18 protein-coding genes are annotated in these 15,528 nt (G+C 42.9%); 13 read left to right on the top strand and 5 right to left on the bottom strand.

Annotation, left to right across the window (positions count from 1 at the left end; translation table 11 throughout):
• Positions 1 to 507: 507 nt before the first annotated feature.
• The 7 genes from LT679_RS17940 (at position 508) to LT679_RS17910 (ending at position 6,952) form a co-directional block, all read left to right on the top strand.
• Positions 508 to 1,434, top strand: a complete 927-nt coding sequence (locus LT679_RS17940) for an outer membrane protein assembly factor BamD (RefSeq protein ID WP_232179054.1) — start codon at positions 508 to 510, stop codon at positions 1,432 to 1,434.
• A gap of 7 nt (positions 1,435 to 1,441) precedes the next feature.
• Positions 1,442 to 1,780, top strand: a complete 339-nt coding sequence (locus LT679_RS17935; RefSeq protein WP_232179053.1) for a DNA-directed RNA polymerase subunit omega — start codon at positions 1,442 to 1,444, stop codon at positions 1,778 to 1,780.
• A 107-nt stretch (positions 1,781 to 1,887) separates the two neighbouring features.
• A complete protein-coding gene (coaBC, locus tag LT679_RS17930; protein WP_232179051.1) occupies positions 1,888 to 3,090 on the top strand; it encodes a bifunctional phosphopantothenoylcysteine decarboxylase/phosphopantothenate--cysteine ligase CoaBC in 1,203 nt (400 codons plus the stop codon).
• Complete coding sequence (porD, locus tag LT679_RS17925; RefSeq protein ID WP_232179050.1) at positions 3,090 to 3,980, top strand: type IX secretion system protein PorD; 891 nt, start codon at positions 3,090 to 3,092, stop codon at positions 3,978 to 3,980. Before coaBC ends, porD begins: the two co-directional genes overlap by 1 nt.
• Before the next feature lie 89 nt (positions 3,981 to 4,069).
• Complete coding sequence (locus tag LT679_RS17920) at positions 4,070 to 4,447, top strand: BlaI/MecI/CopY family transcriptional regulator (RefSeq protein ID WP_232179049.1); 378 nt, start codon at positions 4,070 to 4,072, stop codon at positions 4,445 to 4,447.
• 6 nt (positions 4,448 to 4,453) lie between these two features.
• Positions 4,454 to 6,409, top strand: coding sequence for a M56 family metallopeptidase (locus LT679_RS17915; protein ID WP_232179048.1), 1,956 nt, complete (start codon positions 4,454 to 4,456; stop codon positions 6,407 to 6,409).
• 87 nt (positions 6,410 to 6,496) lie between these two features.
• Positions 6,497 to 6,952, top strand: a complete 456-nt coding sequence (locus LT679_RS17910; protein WP_232179047.1) for a PA2169 family four-helix-bundle protein — start codon at positions 6,497 to 6,499, stop codon at positions 6,950 to 6,952.
• A 32-nt stretch (positions 6,953 to 6,984) separates the two neighbouring features.
• Here LT679_RS17910 and LT679_RS17905 read toward each other — a convergent pair whose 3' ends face one another.
• From LT679_RS17905 to LT679_RS17895, 3 genes are all read right to left on the bottom strand, one after another.
• Complete coding sequence (locus tag LT679_RS17905) at positions 6,985 to 7,164, bottom strand: hypothetical protein (protein ID WP_232179046.1); 180 nt, start codon at positions 7,162 to 7,164, stop codon at positions 6,985 to 6,987.
• Positions 7,165 to 7,421: 257 nt separating this feature from the next.
• A complete protein-coding gene (locus LT679_RS17900) occupies positions 7,422 to 7,691 on the bottom strand; it encodes a hypothetical protein (RefSeq protein ID WP_232179045.1) in 270 nt (89 codons plus the stop codon).
• A 23-nt stretch (positions 7,692 to 7,714) separates the two neighbouring features.
• On the bottom strand, positions 7,715 to 8,125 hold the full coding sequence (locus LT679_RS17895; protein ID WP_232179044.1) for a hypothetical protein: 411 nt from the start codon (positions 8,123 to 8,125) through the stop codon (positions 7,715 to 7,717).
• 221 nt (positions 8,126 to 8,346) lie between these two features.
• Between LT679_RS17895 and LT679_RS17890 the strand changes: the two genes are divergently transcribed.
• From LT679_RS17890 to LT679_RS17875, 4 genes are all read left to right on the top strand, one after another.
• Positions 8,347 to 9,084, top strand: coding sequence for an acyl-CoA desaturase (locus LT679_RS17890; protein WP_232179043.1), 738 nt, complete (start codon positions 8,347 to 8,349; stop codon positions 9,082 to 9,084).
• Positions 9,085 to 9,162: 78 nt separating this feature from the next.
• Positions 9,163 to 10,422: a pyridoxal phosphate-dependent aminotransferase gene (locus LT679_RS17885; RefSeq protein ID WP_232179042.1), complete on the top strand. Its 1,260-nt coding sequence runs from the start codon at positions 9,163 to 9,165 to the stop codon at positions 10,420 to 10,422.
• A gap of 29 nt (positions 10,423 to 10,451) precedes the next feature.
• Positions 10,452 to 11,060 (top strand): hypothetical protein, encoded by a 609-nt coding sequence (locus tag LT679_RS17880; RefSeq protein WP_232179041.1) that lies wholly within the window; start codon positions 10,452 to 10,454, stop codon positions 11,058 to 11,060.
• Positions 11,061 to 11,071: 11 nt separating this feature from the next.
• The gene (locus LT679_RS17875; protein ID WP_232179040.1) at positions 11,072 to 11,662 is read left to right on the top strand and encodes a hypothetical protein; all 591 of its coding nucleotides are present in this window, start codon (positions 11,072 to 11,074) and stop codon (positions 11,660 to 11,662) included.
• Between the two features lie 54 nt (positions 11,663 to 11,716).
• Here the strand turns inward: LT679_RS17875 and LT679_RS17870 are convergent, their stop codons facing one another.
• Entirely contained in the window at positions 11,717 to 12,433 is a 717-nt protein-coding gene (locus tag LT679_RS17870) for a hypothetical protein (RefSeq protein WP_232179039.1), read from the bottom strand.
• 58 nt (positions 12,434 to 12,491) lie between these two features.
• Between LT679_RS17870 and LT679_RS17865 the strand changes: the two genes are divergently transcribed.
• A complete protein-coding gene (locus LT679_RS17865) occupies positions 12,492 to 13,199 on the top strand; it encodes an SAM-dependent methyltransferase (RefSeq protein WP_232179037.1) in 708 nt (235 codons plus the stop codon).
• A gap of 6 nt (positions 13,200 to 13,205) precedes the next feature.
• Entirely contained in the window at positions 13,206 to 14,813 is a 1,608-nt protein-coding gene (locus LT679_RS17860) for an FAD-dependent oxidoreductase (RefSeq protein WP_232179036.1), read from the top strand.
• Between the two features lie 22 nt (positions 14,814 to 14,835).
• Here LT679_RS17860 and LT679_RS17855 read toward each other — a convergent pair whose 3' ends face one another.
• A complete protein-coding gene (locus tag LT679_RS17855; RefSeq protein ID WP_232179035.1) occupies positions 14,836 to 15,528 on the bottom strand; it encodes a LytR/AlgR family response regulator transcription factor in 693 nt (230 codons plus the stop codon).

The raw sequence follows: 15,528 nt of genomic DNA, 5'->3' as shown, positions 1-15,528 counted from the left end.
CATCTTTCTTTTCTTCTGCACAAGAATAATCTTAAAGTTTTTCTTGCCGCTCTGCTCGTCTCCGGATCACCCTCAAGCTCTCCTTCAAACCCCTCTCTTTACCTTCGCCTTACTTTCAAATAACATTCGCTTTATCTATCAAAGCGGCTGCAAAGGTACGCCATTTTAACACCTTTCCAAATACTAACCCCCTTTTTCTTTCAATACCTGTTTAAACACGCTGTGCATCAGAGAGAAAAAAATTAATGAAAAGGCAAACAAATGCAGTCAAACCGCTGTTAACGCCCTTCCACACTCCATCAACATTAAGTTATTATATTATATGGCTACTTACTCCCCTTAAAAGTCAACTATCACATATATATAAAGTACACATTCATCTCACAATAAATTTGGTTAAAAAATGTTAAAGCACTGCTGCGTTAACGTTACTTACACAAGCCGGGCTTATATTTACGCGCCGAATAAAATAATTGACTGATTTATAATATTAACTATCTTTGCAGAATGTTTAAAAAACAACTATTGTTACTGTGTGGCTTTGTAGCAGTTTTAGCGCTTGCTTTGGGCAGTTGTAAAAGCAAGTTTGAGAAGCTGAAAGCCAGTAACGATAATGCTAAAAAATACAAAGAGGCCCTACGTTACTACAACGAAAAAAACTATGGCCGTGCGCTCGAGCTGTTTGATGACCTGGTACAACGCTACCGCGGACGCTCAGAAGCTGAGGATTTGTTTTACTATTACGCTTACACCAACTATAAGCTGAGGGACTATACTTCGGCACGTTATCATTTTAAAACATTTGCCGATACGTATCCGTCAAGTAACAGGGCCGAGGAGTGCCGCTTTATGTCGGCTTACTGTTATTACCTTGATTCGCCGATATACTCGCTCGATCAGGATAATACCAGCAAAGCTATTGAAGCGTTGCAGTTGTTTATCAACCTGTACCCTAAAAGTGACCGTGTGGCCGAAGCCGGTAAGTTAATACAAAACCTGCGCGATAAGCTGGAGCAAAAAGCTTATGAAAATGCTAAGTTATACCTTACTATAGGCGATTACCAGGCAGCGGTTATCGCATTTAACAATACCCTGCGCGATTACCCGGATACTAAGTATGGCGAAGAGCTCGAGTTTTTAACCATCAGGGCGCAGTATACATATGCTGATAAGAGCACCGAGTTTAAGCAGGAAGAGCGTTACGGCGATGCTATAAAATACGCGGATGAATTTATTGAGAAACATCCAGACAGCAAACTCGTTAGAGATGCCAAAGAATATATTAAAGATAGCGAGGCCGGTATAACCCGCGCAAAGCGCATTGTAGCGCAGGCTTCACTTAACCCAAAACTGGCTAAAAAGGTTGCCGAAAAAGATACCGCTACCGCACAGCCACCATCAATTAAAGATAAGAACCCGGAATTAACAAATTAACAAAGATATGAGTACCGTTAACAATAAATCAGCTGTGGCAAGCAGCACCGTTACCCGCGACCTGCGTGAGCTTGACAAAGGAACAGACAATATCTATGAATCATTAGTGGTTATGGGCAAACGCGCCAACCAGATATCAAACAATATAAAAGAGGAGCTTCACCAAAAACTATCAGAGTTTGCCTCCGCAAATGATAACCTGGAAGAGGTGTTCGAGAACCGCGAACAGATAGAAATATCTAAACATTACGAAAAGCTGCCAAAACCAACGCTGGTAGCGGTTCAGGAGTTTTTAGATGATAAGATCTACTACCGTAACCCGGCTAAAGAAGCTAAAGAATTATAATACGGAGATCCCCCTTACAAAAAGGGGGATTTTTTTTTATATAAACTATCTTTGCAGCATACCGTTCTGCCTGAATTAAATATTTGCGCAGAACATGTTATAAATACATGCTTAAAGATAAAAACATTATTGTTGGCGTATGCGGAAGTATTGCCGCTTACAAATCGGCTCTGCTGGTGCGCCTGCTGGTTAAAGCCGGAGCCAATGTGCAGGTAGTGATGACGCCTGACGCTGCAAACTTTATTACGCCGCTTACCCTTTCCACCCTTTCAAAAAATCCGGTACATATAAAATACTTTGATGCCGAAAGCGGCGAGTGGGACAACCACGTCAGCCTGGGGCTTTGGGCGGATATGATGCTGATAGCGCCCGCTACGGCTAACACCTTAGCAAAAATGGCTAATGGGCTTTGCGATAATTTGCTGATGGCCGTGTACCTTTCGGCCAAATGCCCGGTTTACTTTGCCCCGGCTATGGATCTGGATATGTTTAAACATGCGGCTACGCTTAATAATTTGAACACGTTAAAAGCTTACGGTAATATACTGATACCTGCGGGCACGGGCGAACTCGCCAGCGGACTTTATGGGCAAGGCCGTATGGCTGAGCCGGAAGAGATAGTTGAATTGTTACAGAACGAACTAAATAAGAACCTGCCGCTTGCCGGTAAAAAAGTACTGGTAACCGCCGGGCCTACTTATGAGGCGATAGATCCGGTGCGCTTTATTGGTAACCATTCATCCGGCAAAATGGGCTTTGCCATTGCTGACCGACTGGCCGACCTGGGTGCAGAGGTTACGCTTGTAGCAGGACCTACCGCGCAAAAAGCTACAAACCGCTATATTTACAGGATAGATGTTACCTCGGCTAATGAGATGTTGGATGCCTGCCTTACGGCCTTTCCGGATGCTGACGCCTGTGTAATGAGTGCCGCCGTTGCTGATTATACACCGGTTGAAGTAGCGTCTCAAAAAATTAAGAAACAGGAGTCTTCACTGAATATCGACCTGAAAAAAACTACTGATATATTAAAAACCCTTGGCGAAATAAAACGTACAAACCAGGTATTGATCGGCTTTGCCCTTGAAACGGAAAACGAAGAGCAGTACGCCATTGACAAGTTGAATAAAAAGAACCTTGATCTGATTATATTAAATTCACTGAACGACAACGGCGCAGGTTTTAAAGGCGATACCAACAAAATAACCATGATTGACAGGCAACTTAATAAAAGTGTTTTTGATTTGAAAAGCAAAGCTGAAGTAGCCGCTGATATAAGCAATAAACTGATTGAGCTGCTAAACCGTTAATGAAGCAATACCTGTACATATTATTATTGGTGGGCTTAAGCATCACAGCCCACGCCCAGGACTTAAACGCCCGTGTACAGGTGCTTACCCCAACTATACAGGTTACCAACAAGCGTATTTTCGACGTGCTGGAAACCGCCATGCGCGATTTTTTGAATGGCCGCAAATGGACGCCCGACGCAATATTGCCACAGGAACGTATTGATTGTACGTTTACCCTGAATGTTACCGCCTGGGATGGTGCAAGCAATTTCAGTGGGGAACTGCAAGTGCAGGCTTCTCGGCCGGTGTATAACTCGGCATATACTACTACGCTGCTAAACATCAACGACCGTGAGTTTGATTTCAGCTATACCGAAGGGCAAACTATTGATTATACCGACCAAAACTTTCAGGGCAATTTGAGTGCCGTAATGGCCTTTTATGCCTACGTAATTGTAGGAATGGACTATGACAGCTTTTCGCGACTGGGCGGAACGCCGTTTTTTGCAGCCGCACAAAATATAGTGGTAAATGCGCAAACGGCATCGTTTAGAGGGTGGAAAGCGTTTGACAGTAACCTGAACCGCTACTGGCTCTCTGAAAACCTGAATAACCGCCTGTATATCAATCTACGCAATTTTATGTACGATTACCACCGCAACGGGCTCGACCTTATGGCGGATAATGTGGTAAAAGGAAGGCAAAACATTAATGCCCTGTTGCCCACCCTTGCCTCGGTTGACCGTAAACGATTAGGCTCTATGTTGCCGGTGGTGTTTTATACCACCAAGAGTAATGAGCTGGTATCCATCTACAGTAAAGCACCGCAACAGGAACGCACCGCCGCCTACAACCTGCTTATGCAAACTGATCCCTCAAATGGGTTAAAGTACGACGCGCTAAAATAATCTTCACTTTTTAAAATATTTTATTTGCAAAAATTTGCATTTACGAAAATCATCGTAGATATTTGTACGAAGAAAATCGTAGATAAGACATGAGTGACGTAAAACCAACTGAAAGCGAACTTGAAATTTTACAGGTGATGTGGGCAAAAGGCGAATGCACCGTTCGCGATGTGCACGACGAACTTTCAAAAAACAAAGATGCTGGTTATACCACAACCTTAAAGCTGATGCAGATTATGCATGAAAAAGGTTTGGTATCGCGCGATACATCATCAAAAACTCATCTGTATAAAGCCGCTATCACTCGCGAGGATGCGCAAAAAACCGCTTTAGATAAATTCATTGCAACGGTGTACAGCGGTTCTGCGTCTGATTTAGTAATGCAGGCACTTGGCCAGCACAAAACCTCGAAAGAGGAAATTGACGCTATAAAGAAATATCTCGATCAGTTTGAAAATAAACAATAAGCCGCTATGGAAACCATTGTTCAAAACATCAGCCAGATTTTAGGTGTAACCGTTATCCATTCGTTATGGCAGGGCTTGCTTATTTACCTGGTGCTTCAGTTTACGCTGGCGTTGCTGCCCAAATTAAAATCGGCCGCCAAACATAACCTGAGTTTTGGCGCATTGTTGCTCATGGCGGGTTGGTTTGTACTGACATTGATTAACGAAGCAACCCTGGTTAACTGGCAAGCGGCCGCGCCGGCTGGCGGGGCTATACCTTACCTGCCTAAATATCTGAATATATCCGAGCAATCGTACCGGCAATACCAATACGCCCTTGACCGGTATCTGCCTTACATCGCGGTGATCTACATAGCAGGTTTGCTCTTTAATTCGCTGAAACTATTTCTCGCCTGGAATCACATCAGCCAGGTAAAACGTTCGCTTGATAGAACATCCACATACAATCAAACTGTTGAGCAGCTAAGCTCGGCCTTAAAGCTCACAAAAAAGGCAGGCGTATACTTTAGCGAACTGATTGATGTACCCGGTACCATTGGTTACTTAAAACCCATTATACTGCTGCCGGTAAGCTTGTCGGCAAACCTGTCGGCCGCAGAGGTTGAAGCCATACTACTGCATGAACTGGCGCATATTAAACGTAACGACTACCTGCTGAATATGATCCAACAGATAATAAGCGTGGTACTCTTCTATAATCCGTTTACGATGCTGATTAACCGCGGCATTAATATCGAACGCGAAAACTGTTGTGACGATGAAGTAGTAGCTATAACCGGCGAGCCGCTCGTGTACGCCCGCGCGCTTTTAAAACTCGAACAACAAAAACAAAATAACCTGCAGCTGGCACTCGCGGCCACCGGCAAAAAACACTTATTACTTAACCGAATAGAACGTATCATGACAACAAAAAAGTTAACCATAAACGTAAGGCATACCCTGGCTGCCCTGTTACTGTTTACCTTTAGCCTGGGCAGCATAGCCTGGTTTAACCCGCAGATAAAAAACAAAACCCTGATTGTAAACACCGAAAAACCGGAATTTGTGCAGCAGCTATTGGGCGATACCGTACCCGCTAAAAAGCGCGTGGCAAAAACTAAACCCGATGTTGCAGCTAAAAAAAGCATAGTACGCGTTAATGGTAGAAACGTAGTTGTTAGCAACGACCCAGAGTTAGAACGATTGGGTGCCGAGATAGATAAACACAGTGCATTTATAAGCAAATTTTACGAAAGTGGCGAGTTTAGAAACCTAACCACCGAACTGGAAAAAAACGGCGAAGCGCTTGATGCTTATTATAATAGTCCGGAATTGAAAGCTTTAACCAACAGACAGGAAAAAGTTGCTGAGGAACTGGAAAGCCTGAGCAATAACCCGGAATTAGCTAAGCTTAACAACGAGATTGAAAGCCTGAGCAAATTTATTGACAGCTATTATAACAGTGCAGAGTTTAAAACCCTGCAGAAGAACTTAGATATTGAGGGAGCAAAGCTTGGCAAACTTAAACCCGCCAGCGATGCGTTTGAGCAGCAAGCTAAAAAGGTTGATGAGCTAAGTAACAAAATAACAGCCTTAAGCAACTCAACTAAAATTAAAGAGCAAACAAACCAATTGCACGAACTAAGCCTGAAACTGCATCAATACTACGAAAGCGAAAGCTATAAAAAAGTGCAGAATGCGATGCGTGCGGTGAGCGATAGCCTGCATAAAGCATACGGCTTAAAAAGCCTCGGCTTAAAGCAAGATAACATGCGCTTACTGAGCCAAAAGCTGCAAGCCTATCAAAATAACCGCGAGCTGAAGTTGCATCAGGAGGAAATGAAAAAGGCCACATTAAAACTTCAGAACTACCTAAAGAGCGATGCTTATCAGCAAAAACTAAAAAAGATACTTGCCGAACAAGCGAAGGCGGGCATTGATACAACAGCCGATGTTGACAACATTGTATCACCTGAATTTTAGTGATTGATTAACCCCAATGTTTAAAACAAAGCATATCGCTATAGGTTATTAATTTAACTTATAGTGATATACTTTAAATTAAACATAATGGCAACTACAGAAAACGCAGTTGAAATACTCAACGATCTGATAAAAATCAATAACGACCGTATTGACGGCTTTGAACGCGCCAGTACCGAACTCAGTGCTGAGGATCTGGACTTGCGTAACCTGTTTACCTTGTTCGCCCATGATAGCCGCGGCAACGCGCAGGAGCTGATGGCCGCGGTTGCGCTGCATGGAGAAACGCCCGAATCGGGCAATAGTGTAACCGGTACGCTGCACCGCACCTGGCTTAACGTTAAGGCCACCTTTAGCGGGCACGACCGTAAGAGTATTTTACAGGAATGCGAACGCGGCGAGGATGCCATCAAAAAAGCTTATCAGGATGCGTTGGCTGACAGTAATTTACCCGAAGATGTACGCACCACATTATTGCAACAGCAACAAAAAATAAACGAGGGGCACGATAAAATTAAGGCCCTGCGTGATAGCATTGCGTAAACCAGTAAAGCCTTTGATAATAATCAAAGGCTTTACTGGTTTTTTTCGATGAGCTTAACCTTGGAAGTATCGAGATGATGCTTGCGGATATACTTTATCTTGTTTTTGTTATAGATGAATACCTCATTCATATCAGGAACCATAGACATGGATTTGATCATACCTTTTTCATCTCTGATGACTTCTTTTTTAAAAGTAATAGAGTCAGGCATTAGTGCAAGATTACGTTCGATGATCGATAACTGTTTCTTTAACTCTTTGATGCTAACAGTATCGTATGCTTCCCTTAGTGAATCCGGCATTTTAATACTTAATAGCTCTGGTCGAGAAACATGTTGATCGAACTGTTTTGTTATCCTGATTATATTTTGCCTCACAAAAAGATACTTTTTTTCGATCGACGGACTACAGGCAGAGATCATCACTAAGACAATCAGATAATAACTGCGTTTATTCATCTCATATTGGGTTATTCCGGAATGACGCCCGGGAGCGATGAAGCGGAAACCGTCTCGTTTAATGTTGCAGGTTCTGATGTTCCAGTTACTGGATAAGTTTGTCCAGCTACTTTAAACGAATGATTAACTGATACCATACCAGCAAATGTTAAATTAACGAATGACTTATCCGCGGAAAAACCGCTGCCTGAACTTGCAGCTGTATATGACCAAGTATAGACGTCTTGAGCAAATAAGCCGTTCGCGAACGTATATGATGTTGTCGGAGCCATTGATTTCATGTCACTTACTGATGTAAATTTATTTACTCCTGTTCCATAAATGTAATTTGTGGTATAATACAAAGTGGCAAAATAGTTAATCTTATAAGACCTGTACTGGCTGAACCGACATTTTGTATTCCTGTCCAGGAATAAGCGCCTCCATAGGCATTTGTTTCCTTCACGAAATTTATTTTTTTTGACTCTGGCATAACCTTTAATTCAAGGAGCGCTTTTGAAAAAGATGCTAAACTGTCCTCCAACAATTGTAATTGCCCTTTATTTAAAGCTTTCTTCAAGCTTCCAGATTTTAAGGGCAAAAGAGTCAGATTTGGAAACTTTTTAATAAGCTGTTGAACTTGATCTTCTGCCGAAATACTTTGTTGCTGTTCAACATCCTTTTTACAGGATAGCAAAGTGGTTGCGATTGCAAGCATGATAATAATTTTCTTCATGAGTTAAGGTTTTTCCTAAAGTTAATGATAAGAATGGTCGTTATTATAAACGAATTCTATCCCGTTATAATTGAAATTTGCCCAAAATGAGTGTAAGCGTATGACCTCCTCACAATAAAACACACTGGTATATGTTAATATTAATGGTAATTACTTAAATTATAAAACTTATAAACCGTAACTTTGCGGCATATTAAACCGTTCATTTATAATAACTATACGTGTATATATTAATTTTCTTTTTAGCGCACTGGTTCTTGTCGCTTTTCTTTCAAACATTTTATTTGCACCGCTATGCATCACACCGCATGTTCAGCACGCATAAAATCAATGAGCGCATTTTCCATTTCCTGACATTTATATGCCAGGGCTCATCGTTCCTCAACCCACGTGCTTATGCTTTGATGCACCGCGAACACCATGCTTATAGCGATACCGAAAAGGATCCGCATTCGCCGCATTTTTTCAGGGATGTATTCCAGATGATGTATTACACCTCAAAAAGCTATGGCGAACACGTAAGGAGGCTTAAACAACCGGAGCACCGTTTTAACGGCTATTGCCCGGAGTGGACTTTGCTTGACAGGTGGGGTTCAACCTATGCCTCGCGCCTGATGTTCATCGCTTTTTACACCTGGTTTTACATCACTTTTGCTACCGCATGGTGGATGTTTTTGCTGTTACCTATCCACTTTTTAATGGGGCCTATACATGGTGCTATAGTTAACTGGTGTGGCCACAAATACGGTTACTCAAACTTTGATAATGGCGATAAATCAAAAAACTCAACTCCGTTTGACTTTTTGATGCTGGGCGAGCTATTTCAAAACAATCACCACCGTCATCCCAACAAAGCCAACTTTGGGGCCAAATGGTTTGAGGTTGACCCTGTTTACCCGGTTATGAAATTTATGCACTGGGTGCGGATAATACGATTACGAAAGCCCGTAGTGGCTTAACCATAAAAAAAGCGGCTGCCTCATACTCAGCCGCTTTTTTATTTACTTTATATTTACCACGTTTATAAATATTATACCATGAGTGCATCGTTATTAGCGCAAAACCTGCGCGGATCTGAGATTATTAAAATTGCTGCTGAAATAAACGAGCTTAAACGCCGCGGCGAAAACATCGCCAACCTAACCATTGGCGATTTCGACTCAAACATATATCCAATACCGGCAAAACTGAAGCAAGGCATTGTTGAGGCCTATAACGATAATCAGACCAACTATCCGCCTGCTGACGGCGTGCTGGATTTGCGCCAAAGCGTATCAAAATTTTTGAGCGAGCGTTATAGTTTGGAATATGCTGCCGCAAATGAGATCATCATTTCCGGCGGATCGCGCCCGTTGATCTATTCTATTTACCTGGCCATTGTTGATCCGGGCGAAAAGGTAGTGTTCCCTACCCCGTCATGGAACAACAATCACTATTGCGATTTGCTTACCGCCGATGGCGTGATGCTGGCTACACTGCCCGAAAATAACTTTATGCCTACGGCCGAGGAGCTTCGTCCGCATATAAAAGGCGCTGCCTTGCTGGCCCTTTGTTCGCCGCTAAACCCTACCGGTACCATGTTCAGCAAAGAGGCGCTTGAGGAAATTTGTGATATGGTAATCGAAGAAAACAAAAGCCGTACTGAGGGCGAAAAACCGCTGTACCTGCTGTACGATCAGATATACTCTCAACTCACATTTGGCGAACACAAACACTACAACCCGGTTAGCTTGCGACCGGAGCTGCGTGACTATACCATATTTGTTGACGGCGGCTCAAAATGCTTTGCTGCTACGGGTGTGCGGGTTGGCTGGGGCTTTGGTCCGGCGGCCGTTGTAAACAGCATGAAAGCCATTGTTGGCCACATGGGTGCCTGGGCGCCAAAAGCTGAACAGGTGGCTATGGCCCACTTCTTAGACGACAATACTGCGGTTGATAATTATCTTACTGATATTAAAGGCAATGTACAAGCCAGCCTGACCAGCTTATATCAAGGTTTTCAGCAATTAAAAAGCGAGGGCTTTAGTGTTGATGCTATTGAGCCTATGGGCGCCATTTACCTCACTATAAAGGTTGGCTACTTGGGTAAAACTACCCCGGATGGCAAGGTGCTTGAAACCGCTACTGACATAAACTTCTACCTGATTAAAAACGCGGGTATAGCATTAGTGCCATTTTCAGCCTTTGGTACAGGTGAAGATGAGGCTTGGTTCCGTGCATCAGTAGGTACAATTACCAATGAGGATATTAAACTGACTATTCCGCGAATTAAAGCGGCTTTAGAGAAATTGAGCTAATAATCAATTGCTTCAAATTGTTCAACTGAATGGATATAACAACCGACATTACCGGATCACACCACGATAGCTTTAGCGAAACTTACCAGTTGCTAAGGACAGCGTTTACCATTGAACCAACCGGTTATATTGATTTTCAGTTGAGCAATTTTGAGGTATTCAAGCAGTGTTTTGCTGTCGAACTGCACAGCTCTTACGTGATCGAAACTGGGTACGACCGCTGTTATATACTTTTTGTTGAAACCTGCACTAAAACCCGGCATGTTACCGGTGAAATAGCAGAGCATCGCGAATTGCAAACCTGGGCGCTGGCCTACCTTAAACATAATTTCGGCCGGGTTAAAATAAGGCGCGAGACTTTTACAGACAAGCTGTTTGAACTGGTGTTTCCGCTTGAAATTGATTTCAAGGATGACAAAGCATTCAGCAATACCTTTTATGTACTGGCTGATGACCTGCCTAAGGCCGTTGCCGGTATAACCCGCGATTTCCGTAACGCGGTGATGGATATACGTGAGGATGATTTTGTGATCGAAATAGCCGATCATACATTGATCATTGGCAACCGAAAACCCATATCCGGCCAAAAAGCTATCCACCTTGCCGAATTCGCCGTACGTTTGGTTGACACTTATTGACATCAGCGGATATGAAACAACTCATCTTTATCACCATCGCCGTTATCTTAACCATCGATTATACCTACGCGCAAAAACCAAACGCTGACCCAAAAGTAAACAGGCAACAAATATTATTAACTGTACAGGGCTTTTTGCAATGGTACAAAAACAACCATCAGGATATAGACACTACTCGACTGATTAAGGGCGGCCCGCCTGACAGTACGACCCGACCATCTATTGATTGGAACGGCGTGGAAAGATATTTATCTAAATTAAATAACAGCGGCTTAGTTACGCCGGCTTATCTGAATACACAGCGGGAATATTTTAAGGCGATTGATAAAGAACTCGAGGGATTTAAACCATCAAGTGAACTGACTAAGATAAATGGCATGGATGGTGATTTGATATTACACATCTTTGAGCCTGAAGCAATATTTGAAAGTGTATCCAAAGGGAAAATACATCAAATAGCCATTATCTACCGGAAAGCAATAATAAGCTATCAACTAAGCCCGTACATCTGTTTATTGTTTACGCTCACCTACGATACAAAGTGGCAAATTGATTCAATAGGATATGATAATTCCCATAAAGATAGCTTGGGCGCTATGTAATATTCAAATCGGCGCAATGGCGACTTAATGCAACAGGTAGTACTATACTTTATATCAGGCGGCGTGTGAAATGTATTTCACCAGGCTGCGTTTGGCAACCGGCAATAACGTTTGCTCCAACGGGAAACAAATATCGCTCTGTACATAATAAACCGCGGGGTTAGGCAAATGCCGATGATTTTTTATCAGGCTTAGCTTAAATGCCTCGGGCGTATTAACAATGCTTTGTTCATACGTTTCTATCAACTGTATATTAATGCCCCGGTATTTATCGTCCTTACCTTCAAAAATGGTGAGTTGATATTCATAAACAAAATTGGTGCGCTGATCGCCGTTGCGTAACGAGAAATATCCGTGATAAGGCATCAACGGAACCAGGCCTACAGGGTTTATATTTAGGCGGCTTTCCACAAAATCATATATTTCCTTTCCGGTTTGAATTGCCGGATCCATTTTATTTAATGAGTAAGTGATAATACGCTCTATCTCCTGCATCGAACTATCATCCTGTACTATTTTTTTATAGGTGAGCTTAACTGCTTCAATATCAGCCTTGGTGAGCCGGTGCGGAAAAGCTTGCTGCAATACCGACTTGTTATTCTTGAATTCTAAAAGATTATTGTAATGAAATATCAGATCGGCCAGGTTGGGGTATAGCCTGCTTTTATCAAAATGACGGTTAATTTCTTTGAGGTAGCCTAACAGAATATATTTTTTATGTTCAAAATCTATAGCTCCTTCAATAAACCAGTTAATGCCAAGCGAATTCATCTGTCTTCAATCTCCTTTCGTAAAGCTTAAATTAAATAAAAAAAGCCACTTTTGCAATATGCCAGTTGGAACACTTTACCTGATACCCGTACCTCTTGCCGACGATGCCGCGGCAAAATCGTTCACCCCCTACCTTGTTGATACCATCAACAGCATAAAGGAATACATTGTGGAGAATGAAAAAACTGCCCGCCGGTTTTTGAAAGAAGCCGGGTTGAAATCCCCGCAAAGCGAACTTATTATACATGATTACGGCAAGCATAACCGAGATAAGCTGGGCAACGATTTTTTTAAAGGCTTGTTAGCGGGTGCCGATGTTGGCCTGATGAGCGAAGCAGGCTGCCCCGGCGTAGCGGATCCGGGTGCAGAGATAGTCGCCGAAGCCCACCGTAAAGGTATTAAAGTGGTACCGCTGGTTGGGCCAAGTTCTATTTTACTGGCGCTGATGGCATCAGGCTTTAACGGACAAAGCTTTACCTTTCATGGTTATTTGCCAATAGATAAGGTACAGCGCAGCAAGCGTATTAAGGAGCTGGAAGCACAGGCCGAAAGATTCAAGCAAACACAATTATTTATTGAAACGCCATTTAGAAACAACCAGTTGCTGGAAGAAATATTGAAGAGCGGCAACCCAAAGACCCAACTTTGCATTGCCTGCAACATCACCGCGGCGGATGAAATGATTGCCACCAAAACCCTGGCCGACTGGAAAAAACAGCCCCCCGATCTGCATAAACAGCCAACTATTTTTTTGCTGTTCCGTTAACATGATATGATAACGGGCCATCAGCATACCAGTGTTTTAATTGTTGGGGCAGGCCCGTCAGGGCTAATGATGGCCGCGCAACTGTTGCGTTATGGCATACAACCGTTGATTATTGATAGCAAAAACGGCCCCACCCGCCACACCAAAGCGTTAGCAGTACAAGCCAGAACGCTGGAGATATACCGGCAAATGGGTATCGCTGATCGCGCCATTAAAGAAGGCAGGCAGGCATCAGGCATCAACATTAATCAATACGGAAAAACGCTTGCCTCGCTATCATTTAAAGGAGTTGGTGAAAAGCAAACACCTTTTCCATTTGTTTTATTTTATCCGCAGAGCAAGAACGAGCGCTTATTGCTGGATGAACTAACCACCGCATGTTGCCCGGTTTACTGGAATACATCTTTTATAAATGCTACGCAAAGTAATAATGCCGTAACTGTAACGCTGAACGAGCGGGGTAAGGAACACATGTTGACCTGCGATTGGCTGATAGGTGCCGACGGTGCAGGAAGTAGTGTGCGCAAGCAGTTGGGCATACCATTTAATGGTGATACCTATCACAACAGGTTTTATCTGGCTGACGTTGAGCTGGAAGGTGTGACTGATGATAACATTCAACTTTACCTGGCAAAAAAAGGCTTATCCGCTTTTTTCCCTTTGCCCGAAGCTGGTAACTTTAGAATTATTGGTGATATCACTAAAGAGCTAAGTGGTAAAGACGATTTACAATTGCCCGATATATTGCCCGCGCTTAGTAATGTGACTGAGCAAAACATTAATGTTACAAACTGTAATTGGTTTACCACTTACAAATTACATCACCGTATGGCGGCGCAATTCAGGCAGCAGCGCTATTTTTTAATTGGCGATGCCGCGCATGTGCACTCGCCGGTGGGAGGGCAGGGTATGAACACCGGTTTGCAGGACGCCTACAACCTCGCCTGGAAACTGGCGGGCGTTATCAATAAACAAATGCATCCGTCTATATTGGATAGCTATGAGGCTGAACGAATGCCTGTTGCCAAACAACTGCTCCGCACAACAGACAGGGTATTTAATATACTTACCTCAACCAATTGGTTCACGTTGATATTTAAAAGTTTTATACTACCTCGTGTTTTAAAGCGGCTATGGCAAAAACAAATGCGGAGGGAAAGATTGTTCTGCGTGGTGTCACAAACGGATATTAGTTACCGTGACGGCCACATTAACCTGCATTTAAGTCAGCATGACACCATTAAAGCCGGCGATCGTTTGCCTTACGTAACGGTATATGACGAGCGGACGCAGCAACTTACTGACCTGCATGCCTGGTGCAGCAAACCCGGTTTTACCTTATTGGTATTGGGCAAATTTAAGGAGATAGATATTTTTACCCTCGCCAAATGGATTACACAGAAATACAACGGCAGCATCAACCTGTTCTACCTTCCCCCCTCAAAAAATAACAGCGAAGTTTTTGAACTTTTTAATATCCGCGAGGAACAAAAAAAGGCCATCATTGTGCGGCCTGACATGCACATCGGTTACATGAACGATGTGGTGGATATTGATATGATGGATAATTATTTGTTGAATGTGTTGAAATTAGCCCCTTTTAAACTATTTTGATTGGGGGCAGACATCTAAATGCTTATTTAGCCCACCCCTTAACAAAGTCAGCATGGCTATCACTTATCGGTAGTGAAATATCCTTTAAAAAAGCCTTACGCCCTTGTATTGATTTAACTTTTTCAACGGCTACGGCATAGCTGCGGTGTATGCGCCGGAACTTACCGGCAGGTAATTTCTCTAATAGTTTTTTCATCGGCATAAGTGTAAGTATAACCTTGCCATCAGCAAGGTGTATCTTCACGTAGTCTTCCATGCTTTCCAAATACTCCACCTCACCTACCGTAATCTTCACTATGCGGTATTCGCTGTAAACATATATGCTTTGGTTATGCCCCGGGGTACCTGCATTGTATTTATAGCCGTGATATTCTACCGCTTTATCAACCGCTTTGGCAAAACGGTTAAAGTCTATCGGCTTCAACAGGTAATCAATTGCCTCCAACTCAAAACCTTCGTAGGCAAAGTTCTTATAAGCCGTTGTAAATATTACCATAGGTTTGTTTGCAAGCGAACGTACCAAATCAATACCTGTAATATCAGGCATATTAATGTCGACAAATAGAAGGTCGACCTCGTTATTACGTAAAAACTCGGCACCTGCTACGGCATTTTCAAAAATTTGCAGCATTTGCAATGCGGGAATGCGTGCCACATAAGTGCTTATGAGTGTAAGCGCCAGGGGTTCATCATCAATAGCGATACATTTTAGCAT

The sequence above is a fragment of the Mucilaginibacter roseus genome (assembly GCF_021215455.1).
GTDB classification, from domain to species: domain Bacteria; phylum Bacteroidota; class Bacteroidia; order Sphingobacteriales; family Sphingobacteriaceae; genus Mucilaginibacter; species Mucilaginibacter roseus.
This window is presented reverse-complemented; position numbering and strand designations above follow the sequence as displayed.